Genomic DNA, 12,763 nt, shown 5'->3' on the forward strand with positions numbered 1-12,763 from the left:
CGAACAAACCTGCACTTAAGCAAATTGGCCTCTACGAAAACCGGGGCGGTTCAGAACAGCTTGCTCAAAGCAGTCCTCAAATGATCAGAAATGGGCGTGGGTGTGTTGCTCGCCTTGTTCACAAACACATGAATGAAATAACCCTCGGCACACAATTCGCCCGTGGCGTTGAACAGGCCCAGTTCATAGCGTACGGAACTGTTGCCCAGCTTGCCCACGCGCAGGCCTGCTGTAACGGGTTCCGGGTAGGCCAGTGGCTTTAGGTATTTGCACTGGCTTTCCACCACAAAACCCACCACATCGCTGTTGTGAATGTCCAGCCCGCCTTGCTCAATCAGGTAGCGGTTCACCACGCTGTCAAAGTAGCTGTAGTACACCACATTGTTTACATGGCCGTAGATGTCGTTGTCGTGCCAACGGGTTTGAACCAGTTGGTGCAGGGGGTATTGGGCCAAAGTGGTCATGGGTTTATTTTGAAATTGTTTTAATAAGCGGCTTGATAAATGGCCAGTGCATCTGCCTCGCCAACTTCTCGCGGGTTGTTGCTCAGCAAGCGGGTTTGCAGCATGGCGGCGCTGGCCATTGTGGGTAAGTCTTTCTCGGCAAGGCCCACTTCTCGAAGCCCTACCGGCAAGCCGGTGGAAGGTGAAAGTGTTGCCGTGTAGTCAATGAAGGCTTGCGCCAGTTGCATTTGGCTGTCGCCGTGATGACCCAGCTTCAACACCTGTGCCAGTTCAGCGTATTGCTGTTCAGCCGCAGGCAAATTGAAGCGCAACACGTGGGGCAATACCAGTGAATTGCTCAAGCCGTGCGGCACATGGAAAATGCCGCCAATTGGATAAGCCAATGCATGCACGGCACCTACAGGCGCATTGGCAAAGGCCTGGCCTGCCATGCAAGAACCCAGCATCATGGCTTGGCGTGCTTCGCGGTTGGCCGGTTCCTTGCACACGGTGTGCAGGTTGGCAGCCAGCAGGCGCAGTGCCTCGCAGGCCAGAAAATCAGCGTAGGGGTTCTTCAGGCGTTTGCTGGTGTAGGCCTCAATGGCGTGCACCATGGCGTCAATGCCGGTTGCGGCGGTTACGTGTTGTGGCAGGCTGAGGGTCCAATCTGCATCCAGCACCGCCAGGTCACCGTACAACACTGGCGACACCACGCCCATTTTCGTGTCCACGCCCGTGGTTACAATTGAAATGGGGGTTACTTCACTGCCAGTGCCTGCGGTGGTGGGCACCAACACCAGGGGCAGGCGATCGCTGTGCACATTGCCCACGCCGTACATGACTTTTAAATCTTGTTTGCCGCGCGCCAAAATGGCAATCAGCTTGGCCACATCCAGTGTAGAACCGCCACCAATGGCCACCACCATATCGGCTTTGAAATTCATTGCCAATGCAGTAACCCGGTGCACCAAGGCTTCAGGCGGGTCGGGTTCTACGTCGTTGCAAATGTGAACGGCATGGCCAGCGGACACCAAGTTCTCGCAAATGGTTTTGAAGGTGGCGGTGCCAGAAATAAACGGGTCCACCAGCATGAAAATTCGCGCGGTTTTGATGCCCTGTTGCGTCAGCAAGGGTGCCAGCAAGTCCGCCATTCGAACAGAGCTGCCCGATTCGCACACAATGCGGTTCACGGTTCTGAATTCAAATGGTGCCATGCTGTTGTCTCCTTTCTGTTTCTTTTATTTTAGCCTTTGCGCTTGGGGGTCCACGCCCAAATTGCGCGAACAAAGATCGGTTCTTTGCTTTCGCCATCGGTAATGGTCACCGCCACATCCACCTCGCCACGTTCTTCGGTTTGCATCATGGTGATTTGTTCTGCGGTCAGCATGGCCTCGGCGCGCATGTCACCCGTTGCCCGCTTGCGGTAATCCACTTCCATGCGTTTGATCACGGGTATGGCGTTGGCTGGCACGTTCAAACCGACCAGTGCGCCGGTGGCCGATTCCGCAATCATGATCATGGCCACCGCATGCACGGTGCCAAGGTGGTTTTGCACGCTTGGGCGGTTTTTAATCACCACGATGGAATGGTTGGGCTCAATCCATTCAAACTTCAAACCGGTGGTTTTGAAGTATTTCACCGCACGGCCAAACAGCAAAGTAAAGGCGCGGGTTTTTAAAGGGGTGGGTAGTTTGTCAACTTGCGCATACACCTTTTGCAGCATCGATTTTTGTGTCATTTTTCAGGTCTGCCTTTACAGGGTTACAGCCAGGCGAGTGGCTTGATTGATTGCGCGTTTTGCATCCAGTTCTGCTGCAACCGATGAGCCACCCACCAGGTGCACGGGCACACCCAGCGCTTCGATTGGTTCCACCAGTTCGCGCAGCGGGTCTTGTCCGGCACACACAATGATGTTGTCTACTTCAAGAATTTGCGGGCCGTGCGCGCTCATTACATGCAAGCCACGGTCATCGATCTTCAAGTATTCAACACCCTGCATGAAGTGCACACGGCGGCTTTTCAAACTGGCCTTGTGCACCCAGCCAGACGTTTTCCCAAGGCGCTTGCCCAACGGTTCGTCTTTGCGCTGGCACAGCCACACTTCGCGTGCGGGCTTGGGGGGTTGTGGGTGCATGCCGTCAATGCCGCCTGCGTTGTTCGGATCGAAAGTAATGCCCCATTCCTTTTTCCAGCTTTCCAGATCCAGCGTAGGGGAAGGGTGGGCAAAGTCGTGTGTCAGGTATTCCGACACATCAAAGCCAATGCCGCCTGCGCCAATCACGGCTACTTTCTGGCCCACTGCTTTTTTGTGCAGCAGCACGTCGATGTAGCTCATCACCTTGGGGTGGTCAATGCCCTCGATGCCGGGCGTGCGGGGTTTGATGCCGGTGGCCAGAATAACCTCGTCGAATTTTTCTTTGGAAATCAGCGCGGCATCGACAACCGTGTTCATTCGCACGTCCACCTTCTTCAGCTCCAGTTGACGCTTGAAGTAGTTGATGGTTTCGTAAAACTCTTCCTTGCCAGGAATTTGTTTGGCCATGTTGAACTGCCCACCAATTTCGTCGGCTTTGTCGAACAAGGTCACGCTGTGCCCACGGCGTGCCAATTCGGTGGCAGATGCCAAACCAGCAGGGCCTGCGCCCACCACGGCAATTTTCTTTTTGCGCACCAGTGGCTGTTCCACAATCTCCGTTTCGTGGCAGGCGCGTGGGTTCACCAGGCACGATGCACGTTTCATGCTGAACGTGTGGTCCAGGCAGGCCTGATTGCAGGCAATGCAAATATTGATTTCATCTGCGCGGCCTTCTTTGGCCTTGATGGCAAAGTCGGGGTCGGCCAGCAAGGGGCGGGCCATGGACACCATGTCGCAGGCACCATCGGCCAGCAATTTTTCTGCCACATCGGGTTTGTTGATGCGGTTCGATGCAATCACGGGAATGCGCAATTCCTTCTTCAGGCGGGCAGTCAGTTCAGCAAATGCAGCACGGGGAACAGAAGTAACAATGGTGGGCACGCGTGCTTCATGCCAGCCAATGCCGGTGTTCAGCATGGTGGCACCGGCATCCTGCACGGCCTTGGCAATTGTGCTGACTTCGTTCCAGGTGTTGCCGCCTTCTACCAAATCCAGCAGGGAATGGCGGTAAATGATGATGAATTTTTCACCCACGGTTTCGCGAATGCGTCGAACAATTTCCACTGGCAAACGTGCGCGGTTTTCAACTGAACCTCCCCAGCGGTCGGTTCGATGGTTTGTGCGTTTGCATACAAACTGGTTCAGGAAGTAGCCTTCGGAACCCATCACTTCCACGCCGTCGTAGCCTGCCTCCTGGGCAATTTTTGCAGAACGTGCGAATGCGGCAATGGTGCGGCGAATGCCGAAGTCGCCAATTTCGCGAGGCTTGAAGGGGTTGATCGACGACTTCACATTCGATGCAGAAACACTGAGCGGGTGGTAGGAATAACGGCCAGCATGTAGCAACTGCATGACAATTTTTCCATCGTGCCTGTGGACTGCCTCGGTTACTTTTTTGTGATGCTTGATCGCGCCGCTGCTGCTCAGTTTGGATGCAAACGGATACAGCCAGCCTTCCAGGTTGGGTGAAAAGCCGCCTGTCACAATCAAGGCGGTGCCGCCTTTGGCTCGGGCTTCAAAATAGGCTGCTAATTTGTCGAATTCTTTGTACTTGTCTTCAAGGCCGGTGTGCATCGAACCCATCATGATGCGGTTACGCAGGGTGGTAAAACCAAGGTCGAGCGGAGAATTCAAATGGGGGAATGCATCAGACACGTTACCGTCTCCTTAAAAATCGGTAGTTTTTTGTAATGTATTGACTTATGTTACTTAAAAGAAATTTTTATTGTTGGAGTCGGTACTCAAAATAGCACGATCGGTCATTTTTTTGCGTGTTTTCTTCATGAAGAAATTACTGCGCTGCAATAAACGGGGGAACCTGCTGCCCCCGGCTTTGTCCTAAACTGGTGTTTTACCCCGCAAGCGTCTCTTTCATGCAGTCTTTCCAGTATTGGGTACGGCAGTCTCGCCGTTCATCGTTTCGCATTTTGTTTGTGGCTTTGGTGTTGGCCGTGGCTGCCATTTCATCGGTAGGCGTGTTTTCTGCCCGAATTGAAGCGGCCTTGGTGCGCGACGCCAGCCAAATGCTGGGCGGCGACCTGGTGATCGAGTCCAAACGCAATGTCAGTGGCGCCAAATGGTTGCCTGTGTTGGACAAACCCGAGTATTCAAGCCTGAAGCAAGCGCAAAGCGTGGTGTTTCCAAGTGTGGTGCCCGCAGACCGTGTCGACCTGTTGGTGTCCCTGAAAGCAGTGAACAATAGCTACCCGCTTCGGGGCCAAATGACCGTGCGCGATGCGCAGGGAAAGGATGAGCAAATTGCCCGTGGCCCACCCCAAGGTGAATTGTGGGTGGACCAGGGCGTGCTGGGTTCGCTGGATGTTGAATTGGGCGACGAAATACAAGTGGGTGAAATTACCCGCCCCGTGACCCGGGTCATTCTTGTGGAGCCCGACCGTGGTGGTGGCTTTGTCAACTTTGCACCGCGCGTCATGATGAATACCGCGGACCTTGAAGAATCGAAGCTGCTGGGTTTGGGGTCGCGCGCCACTTGGCGAATTTATTTCACTGGCCCCCAGCCCGTGATTGACCAGTTGATCGCTGAACTTACGCCTGTGTTGTCGCCAGTTGAAGAAGTTGAAACACTGGAAAACGGCCGCCCAGAGGTAAGCAACACCCTTGAACGCGCCAACGATTTTCTGGCCATGGCGGCATTGATTGGCACCATGGTCGCTTGCGTGGGCATTGCCTTGGTGGCGCATTTGTTTGCCAAAGAACAGGCCGGTGAACTGGCTGTGCTGAAAAGTTTGGGTTACACCCCCAAGCGCCTGTTGCGCATGTGGGCCATTGGCATGGGCATGCTAACGTTGGGCGCAGGTGCATTGGGTGTGGCGCTGGGCTGGGTGGCGCACTGGGGCTTGCTTGCCTTATTGGCTGAGCTGGTGGGTGTGGATTTGCCTTTGGCGGGTTTACATTACCTGCCCATGGGCATGCTGCTTTCAGCGCTGTTGTTGCTCGGCTTTGCGGCCGTGCCCACATGGTATGCATTGCGCGCACCTGCGGTGGCGGTGATTCGCCACCAAACCCTGAAAAGCAGCCGTGGGCAACTCGTGTTGTCGGTGCTGTTTGGCGTGTTCACCGCCATTGGGGTTTGCCTGTTGATTGTGAACAACCTGGTGCTAGCACTTCTGTTGTTTGCCGGTTTTGTGGGCACGTCGCTGGTGTTTGCCTTGCTGTTTTGGGGCTTGCTCAAGGCGCTGGCTTTCATCGGAAAGGGCCGTATTGGCAAAGGCACCCACATTGCGGTAGTTCAAAGCATGTCCAGGCGCGCCAGCACGCTGGTGTTGCAAGGTGTCAGCCTTGCGCTGGGCCTTGCTGCCTTGTTGATGCTTGCCGTGGTGCAGGGCGACCTGATCGACCGTTGGCAGGAAGCTGTTCCCGAAGATGCACCGAATCGTTTTGTGTTCAACATTCAACCCGACCAGGTGGAGGGTGTTCAGGACAAACTGAACACCGCGAGCCTTAGCCCGGTTCGCCTGTACCCCATGGTGCGGGGGCGCTTAAGCGCCATCAACGGTGAAAACATTACCGCCGACACTTTCACCGATGAGCGTGCACGCAATACCGTAGAGCGCGAACTGAATTTGAGCTTTGCCGACACGCTGCCAACGCATAACTCCCTTTCCGAAGGTGCGTGGTTTGACGCAGCCGCGGTGAAAACTGAAGTATCCGTTGAAGACGGCGTGGCCCAAACGCTTGGTATTGGCCTGGGCGACAAACTTACCTTTGATATTGCAGGCACACCGTTGACTGTAGAAATTACCAGCGTTCGCGAATTGCGCTGGGATTCGATGGAAGTGAATTTCTTCATGATTTTCCCCACCAGGGTGTTGGAAAGTTTCCCCCAAACCTGGATTACCTCGGTCAGTTTGCAAGACGACAAGGCCATTGCCGTGTCGCGTGAACTGGTGCGCGAATACCCCAACCTGACTGTGCTGGACACGGAATTGGTGATCACCCAGCTACGCAAAATTCTGGGGCAGGTGGGGCAGGCCGTTCAGTTTGTATTCCTGTTTACTGTGGCGGCCGGTGGCTTGGTGGTGGTGGCCTGCGTGATGACAGGCGCACGAGTTCGCACCCGCGAGGCGGCTATTTACCGCGCCATGGGTGCCTCGACGGCACAGTTGCAACGTGCTGCATGGCTTGAACTTTCCGTGCTGGGTGCGCTGGCCGGTTTGGTGGCCGCCATGGCCGCACAGGGGCTGGGTTGGGGTGTTGCGCACTTTGTGTTCGAATTTGAATACTTCCTGTCGCCCCTGCACATTGTGGCCGGTGTGGTGGCGGGTGCGGTGGTGTCGGTGTTCTTCGGGGCTTGGTCGGTTAACAAGGTGTGCCGCGCACCAGTAATGCAAACACTTCGACAGGCCACAGCCTGAAGGTTTACGCCTGGCTTGGCAGGTACAATGTGGGCATTGAATGAACGAATTTCTTGACCCATATTTCAGGCTTGCATGTCCATGAACTTGACCGAATCACCCACCAATCCAATCGACGCACAGCCCAAACCGCCCATTGTTTATTTCGGCAACACGCCCGAGGAACAGCAGGCGGGCGTGCGCAAGCTGGTTGATCTGTTTTACGATGAAATGGATCAAAACCCAAGCTTCGAGCGCATTCGCAAACTGCACCCTGCGCACCTGGACCATTCCCGCGAAAAGTTCTACCTGTTTTTGTCGGGCTGGCTTGGCGGCCCCGATTTGTATTCATCCCAGTTTGGCCACCCGCGCCTGCGCATGCGCCACATGCCCTTCCCGATTTCCAGCGAAGACCGCGACCAGTGGTTGCTGTGCATGGTGAATGCCTTGCGTGCCATGGCATTGCCCGAGAAGGTAATTGAAGGGCTGATGCTTTCATTTTTCCGCACAGCCGACTGGATGCGCAACAAACCCGACCCCGAAGGCAGTGCGAAGGGCTTGAACACCATTTCCATCAAGGGCGAATAAAGCATGGAGGCTTCATTGTCGGGTGAATTGGCTGGTGCGTTGGTTTGGGTATTGCTGTTTTTGCTGGTGTTGGTACTGGTCGGCTTGTGGGTGGTGTACCGCAAAATGTCGACCGACAATTCTGCCGAGCTTGCCCAGTTTCAGCAAAAAGTGCTGGCCAATCTGGATGAGGTGATGGACGCCCAGGCCCAACAGCGTTTTGTATCTGAAGAACTGGGAAAACAATTGCGGCTGGTGAACCAGGACATCGAGGCTCGCCAAGGCAAACAGGCCGAGTTACTTCAGCAAACCTTCGCGCAGGCGCGCACGGAAAGCCAACAGGCCGCGCATGGCCTGCAACAGGTAATCGTGCAGCAGTTCACACAGGGCAACCAGTTGCAATCAGAAAAGCTCAACCAGTTTTCTGAAACACTGCACCGCACCAACACCCTGATTCAAGACCAGCTTACGCAAATCCGTTTGTCGGTTGAACAAAAGCTGAAAGACATGCAGGAAGACAACGCCAGCAAGCTGGAGTTGATGCGCAAAACGGTGGATGAAAAATTGCACGCCACCCTGGAAACCCGCTTGGGCGAATCGTTCAAGCAGGTTAGTGAAAGGCTTGAGCAGGTGTACAAGGGCTTGGGTGAAATGCAAACTTTGGCCACTGGTGTGGGCGATTTGAAGCGCGTGTTGACCAACGTGAAAAGCCGCGGCACATGGGGTGAGGTGCAGTTGCAGGCACTGCTGGAGCAAATGCTGACGCCTTCTCAATTTGGCCGCAACATCAAGCCTGTACCTGGCAGCAATAACATTGTTGAATTTGCGGTGCGTTTGCCTGGCAAGGAAGACGATCAACCCGTGTGGCTACCCATCGATTCCAAATTTCCGAAGGAGCAGTACGAGCGCTTGCAGGAATGCTTTGACCGGGCCGATGCCGAGGGTGTGGCCGTGGCGTCCAAAGCTCTTGAAATGGCCATTCGTGCCGAGGCCAAAACCATTGCCGAAAAATACTTGGCTCCGCCTTACACGACTGATTTCGGTATTCTGTTTTTGCCCACCGAAGGCCTGTACGCCGAAGTGGTGAAACGCCCCGGTTTGGTGGACGATTTGCAGCGCGTGCACCGGGTTACCGTGGCTGGACCCATTACCTTGACCACGCTGTTGAACGCGTTCCAGCTGGGCTTTAAAACGCTTGCACTGGAAAAACGTTCAAGCGAGGTTTGGACCGTACTCAGCGCGGTGAAAACCGAATTCGGAAAATTCGGCGACATTCTCGCCAAAACCCGCGACACACTTGAGAAAGCAGCGAAAAATATTGAAGGTGCAGAGGTGCGTTCACGTGCCATGCAGCGCAAGCTGAAAGGTGTGGACGAGTTGCCCGAGAAAGATGCACTGACTGTTCTAGGATTCAACGATTCCAAAGTGGACCCGCTTGATGATGACGATGCACCCGCAAACACCTGATATCTTGCCGCGCGTGGCTTTTGTGGCCACAGGTGGCACGATTGCAGGCACCATGACCGAAGATTCGAAAACTTCTTGGGCCTATTCGTCTGCCCAGCGCAGTGGTGAAAGCCTGGTAATGGGTATTCCGGGGCTGTTACGCCGTGCGCAATGGCATTTTGAGCAACCCTACAGTATTGGCAGCCAGAACCTGGAGCTGGGCCACATGCTGCAGCTTCGCGCGGTGCTTCTACGTTTGCTTGAATCACCTGAAATAGACAGCATCATCGTGACCCACGGCACCGACACCATGGAAGACATGCTCTACTTCCTGCATCTTACTGTGCCTTCACATGCATTGGGCAAGCCTGTGTTGTTTACTGGTTCCATGTTGCCTTCGGATCACGAACAGGCTGATGGGCCGGGTAACATCAGCGGTGCATTTGAGTTCCTTATTCAGTGTTTAAGCACAAATGCCGATGTTTCAGGGCACAGTGCAATGCCATTTGGTTTGTGCATGCAAGGCTTGTTCACCCCGGCGCATCGTGTTGAAAAGCAAAGCACCGCCGGGCTGGATGCCTTTGACGGACCTTATTCTGTATTGGCCAACACGCAATGGCTGTTAAGCCGGAATGCGCTTGAAATGTCAGAAGATTCCGGTGTACAGGGCCAATTTGCAAGTTTGTTTGATCCCACAGCAACCCGGCATCCGCTGTTTGAAGCCATGGAAGTGCCCGTTGTGTTTTGTACCCCGGGCAATGGGCCGCTGCGTCAGTTGACTGATTTGCTGAATCGCAAGCCTGCATCGGTGGTGGTTGCCGCGCCCGGCCACGGCAATATTCCCGAGGCGTGTGTGCCAGTGTTGCGCCGCTTGTTGCTCAATGGTGTCAGTGTGGTGCGCGCCAGCCGGGTGATTGCAGGCGGTGTGGAACAGGGAGGTGAATTTGATGCGCTGGACGCGTTCAGGCAAGCACCAGTTCAGGGAGGCAATGCTGTTTTTTCCGAGGCCGGTGGTTTAAACCTGAGCAAATGCGTGATGTACGAAAGGCTGCGAGTTTTGGCCCACAGCCTTTCAGTTTGATGGCTTATTGTGCGCTGGGCGCCTCTGCCAGATTCAGGTTTTTCTTGTTCGGTGTGGTCGCCGTGTTCATGGGCAAGTTTTGTTCACGAATAATTTGCCAAATGCCTTTGTTTTCTTTCCAGGTCAATACCTTTCTTGACCGTTCCTGATAGAACTTTGCCCGATAGTCTTGAACAAAACTGATTTCGTATTCGTCAGGTTGGTCAAAACTTGGAACAACCTGCAATTCAGAAATTTCAATATCAATTTGCTGGGCTTTTGAAATTCTTTCACGGCGATTTGTTTCCCATGCTTCATAGCTGCCTTCTTCAGGTTTGAAGTTGGGTGCATAGAACGCAATGTAGCTGTTCACGTCTTTGTTCTCCCAGGCCTTCGCCCAGGATTGCGTTTTGTCGATCAGGCTTTTTGACACTTCGGCAGGGTCACCAAATGCTGCAATTTGCTGCCCTGCCACGCCATTATCAAGCTGTGCCAGTTCAATTGGAGCAAGGCTGGGGGCTGCATCCACAGACTTCAATGCTTCGTCAAAACCGATGTTGGGCAGGTCAAAGTCTTCCAGATTGATCAGGCTGGCCGGGCAACCTTCTGCTTCCGCACCTGTCTGGCTTTGTTCTTTGTAAAGAATCACTTCGCGCCTTGTCGGCTCGTCGGCCTGCACCAGCTCATCGACGGCGAACAATGTGGTCAGTTGCCCTGTTGCCGCCAGCAGTTTCAGTTTGGAAATGCTGAGGTCGGCTTCAATGTTGATCAGTGCCCGTTGTGCCTGGTAATACTCGTTTTCTGCGCTCAGCAAATCGAGCAGGCTGCGGCGGCCCACGGCAAATTGTTGTTCATAGGCAGCACGCGCCTTGGTAATGGCCGCAGCCTGTTCACGGAAGTAGTTCAGCTTTTTCTGTGAGCTGACCACGTCGAACAACGACGTTTGCGTGGACTGCCGAATTGCGCGGCAAACGGTTAGCTTGTCGTCCAGGCTGCGCAGGCGTCGCTTGATGGCGGCGTTGCGCGATGCGTTGTCAGAGCCGCCCCGGTACAGGTTGATCGTTGCCAGCAAATCCACTGAGGAAATTTGACGTTCATCAAACGTGGACAAATAGTTACTGTACACATCGGTTTTCGCACGCAGGTCGACGCGTGGGTGGAAACCTTCGCTGGCGGCCGTTACTTCCTGCTTGGCCCCGCTGATCTGTGCGTTGGCAGCCTTCAGCAATGGGTGATTGTTCAAGGCGAACACAAGGCGTTCGCGGTTTTCCACTTCAAAGTTGGCGTTAACAACGTACTCGCCAGCCTGGTTCACAGGCCACACCGTGTCGGTGATGCGCTGGTAATTGGCCATGGCTGAAAATGTGTTGGCCTTTTCGGTGGCCAAATTGCCAAGTGCCAGTGTGTAGCGGCTGCGTGCCTGCTCCAGATCGGATTGCCGGGTCACGCCGCTTTTCACTTTTTCTTCGATCCGGTTCATCAGGTCCTGGTGGTATTTCAGGTTGTCTTCAGACAAACGGGTTAGTGCCTGAAATCGGGAAACATCCACGTGGGAACTGGAGGCATCGAAAGCGACCTGATTGGCTTTGTTCAAATAACGGTAATAGCTTTGCATGGCACCCGAATAGGATGCGAAATAGCGAGCGTGTGAGGCAAAGCCGTTGTAAAGGTTCTGGCGGGCTTCAATGCCGTACGAGTTGGCATTGTAGGTTCGGGTGTCTGCGTCTTCAATGCGGGTGCGTTCGCGCCCCGCAGAGCCACGCGCATCGACTGTGGGCAGCAGTGTGCCAAACACGACATTCGATTCTTCCATTTGTGCTTCAAGCGCGTGCACATCGGCACTCAAGGTGGGGCTGTTTTGCAAACCCTTGATAACGCTTTGCTGCAGTGGGTTGGGGGGCTGGCTGGCGGCAGGGGCAGGGGCAACGTTTTCTGTAGGTGCAAGTGATTGCACTTCAGGTATTTCCTGGACTTGTTGAGCCCAGCTGGCGGGGGCACACAATGTGCATAGGGCCAGTACAATGGACGCTGGCAAGGTTTTCAATCGGGTGTTGGGGGTTTGGCGTGTGTTCATGTTAACTCGTTCAAGTGGGTGCATCAGCAGGCGGCGACAGGTTCTTCGGTAGGTGTGGCACTGGTCGAAGCTTCGAAACTACTGGCTTCAAAGCTTGAGCTCCAGCTTGATTTGCCTTGAACCATGCTGCTGATTTGATCCAGTTTGTCTTGCAGAACCTGATCGATTTGATCGGCATGATCAGCGAACAGTTGGTCTGCGTCGTAAGGTGATGAGGAATATTCCTGATCATGCATGGCCACTTTCCCGTCGCCATAGCTTTCGCCCGGGTAGTCGCTGCCATCGGTGGGCTCATCACATTCGTTTCCAGAGTCGTATGTATCTCCGGATTCGACGTTCATGTAGACATAGGCAGTATCCGTCAGGCAGTTTTCTTCGCCGATCGTGTAGCTGATTACATCTTCACCACAAAAACCTTCGTTGGGTGTGTAGTGGAGCTTGCCGTCCTTGATCTCAACAGTGCCATTTTCAGCAGATGCTTCAATAATTTCCATGGCATCGCCACCGATGTCATTTTTCAAAACATCAATGACCACCGGGCAGTCTTTTTGGGTGCTTGCGCAATCGTCCACCGCATCCACCGGTGTTTCGCACTTCTCCTCTTCGTCCACAGGTGGAACGGGTGGGCATGTGGGCGGCGGCGGACACTCGCAGTCTTCCTCTTCCTGTTCATCAACGGGAGGT

10 protein-coding genes are annotated in these 12,763 nt (G+C 54.3%); 4 read left to right on the plus strand and 6 right to left on the minus strand.

Features of this window, described 5'->3' with window-relative positions; translation table 11 throughout:
- Positions 1–50 precede the first annotated feature (50 nt).
- Genes V7028_RS14650 through V7028_RS14665 form a run of 4 tightly spaced genes read right to left on the minus strand, consistent with a single transcriptional unit; the run spans position 51 to position 4,233 of the window.
- Entirely contained in the window at positions 51–464 is a 414-nt protein-coding gene (locus V7028_RS14650; RefSeq protein ID WP_334120822.1) for an acyl-CoA thioesterase, read from the minus strand.
- Between the two features lie 20 nt (positions 465–484).
- Positions 485–1,657 (minus strand): iron-containing alcohol dehydrogenase, encoded by a 1,173-nt coding sequence (locus tag V7028_RS14655; RefSeq protein ID WP_334120823.1) that lies wholly within the window; start codon positions 1,655–1,657, stop codon positions 485–487.
- Positions 1,658–1,686: 29 nt separating this feature from the next.
- Complete coding sequence (locus V7028_RS14660) at positions 1,687–2,181, minus strand: DUF4442 domain-containing protein (protein ID WP_334120824.1); 495 nt, start codon at positions 2,179–2,181, stop codon at positions 1,687–1,689.
- A gap of 15 nt (positions 2,182–2,196) precedes the next feature.
- Positions 2,197–4,233: an NADPH-dependent 2,4-dienoyl-CoA reductase gene (locus tag V7028_RS14665; RefSeq protein ID WP_334120825.1), complete on the minus strand. Its 2,037-nt coding sequence runs from the start codon at positions 4,231–4,233 to the stop codon at positions 2,197–2,199.
- A 218-nt stretch (positions 4,234–4,451) separates the two neighbouring features.
- On the opposite strand from V7028_RS14665, the gene V7028_RS14670 reads away from it, so the two are divergent.
- From V7028_RS14670 to V7028_RS14685, 4 genes are all read left to right on the plus strand, one after another.
- Positions 4,452–6,953, plus strand: coding sequence for an ABC transporter permease (locus V7028_RS14670; RefSeq protein WP_334120826.1), 2,502 nt, complete (start codon positions 4,452–4,454; stop codon positions 6,951–6,953).
- 81 nt (positions 6,954–7,034) lie between these two features.
- On the plus strand, positions 7,035–7,520 hold the full coding sequence (locus tag V7028_RS14675) for a group II truncated hemoglobin (protein WP_442918754.1): 486 nt from the start codon (positions 7,035–7,037) through the stop codon (positions 7,518–7,520).
- A 3-nt stretch (positions 7,521–7,523) separates the two neighbouring features.
- The gene (rmuC, locus tag V7028_RS14680) at positions 7,524–8,966 is read left to right on the plus strand and encodes a DNA recombination protein RmuC (RefSeq protein ID WP_334120827.1); all 1,443 of its coding nucleotides are present in this window, start codon (positions 7,524–7,526) and stop codon (positions 8,964–8,966) included.
- Positions 8,938–10,026, plus strand: coding sequence for an asparaginase domain-containing protein (locus V7028_RS14685; protein WP_334120828.1), 1,089 nt, complete (start codon positions 8,938–8,940; stop codon positions 10,024–10,026). The genes rmuC and V7028_RS14685 overlap by 29 nt, the downstream gene beginning before the upstream one ends.
- A 4-nt stretch (positions 10,027–10,030) precedes the next feature.
- On the opposite strand, the gene V7028_RS14690 is transcribed toward V7028_RS14685, so the two are convergent.
- On the minus strand, positions 10,031–12,079 hold the full coding sequence (locus V7028_RS14690) for a TolC family protein (RefSeq protein ID WP_334120829.1): 2,049 nt from the start codon (positions 12,077–12,079) through the stop codon (positions 10,031–10,033).
- Between the two features lie 23 nt (positions 12,080–12,102).
- Positions 12,103–12,763 (minus strand): Ig-like domain-containing protein (locus tag V7028_RS14695; protein WP_334120830.1); only part of this gene is annotated, 661 nt, incomplete at its 5' end.

The sequence above is a fragment of the Limnobacter sp. genome (assembly GCF_036846585.1).
Lineage (GTDB): Bacteria > Pseudomonadota > Gammaproteobacteria > Burkholderiales > Burkholderiaceae_B > Limnobacter.

Excerpts from the sequence above, each read along its gene's own strand:
- V7028_RS14690 (WP_334120829.1), bottom strand. The coding sequence starts at position 12,079 with ATGAACACACGCCAAACCCCCAACACCCGATTGAAAACCTTGCCAGCG.
- V7028_RS14655 (WP_334120823.1), bottom strand. The coding sequence starts at position 1,657 with ATGGCACCATTTGAATTCAGAACCGTGAACCGCATTGTGTGCGAATCG.
- V7028_RS14685 (WP_334120828.1), top strand. The coding sequence starts at position 8,938 with ATGATGACGATGCACCCGCAAACACCTGATATCTTGCCGCGCGTGGCT.
- rmuC (WP_334120827.1), top strand. The coding sequence starts at position 7,524 with ATGGAGGCTTCATTGTCGGGTGAATTGGCTGGTGCGTTGGTTTGGGTA.
- V7028_RS14670 (WP_334120826.1), top strand. The coding sequence starts at position 4,452 with ATGCAGTCTTTCCAGTATTGGGTACGGCAGTCTCGCCGTTCATCGTTT.
- V7028_RS14660 (WP_334120824.1), bottom strand. The coding sequence starts at position 2,181 with ATGACACAAAAATCGATGCTGCAAAAGGTGTATGCGCAAGTTGACAAA.
- V7028_RS14675 (WP_442918754.1), top strand. The coding sequence starts at position 7,035 with ATGAACTTGACCGAATCACCCACCAATCCAATCGACGCACAGCCCAAA.
- V7028_RS14650 (WP_334120822.1), bottom strand. The coding sequence starts at position 464 with ATGACCACTTTGGCCCAATACCCCCTGCACCAACTGGTTCAAACCCGT.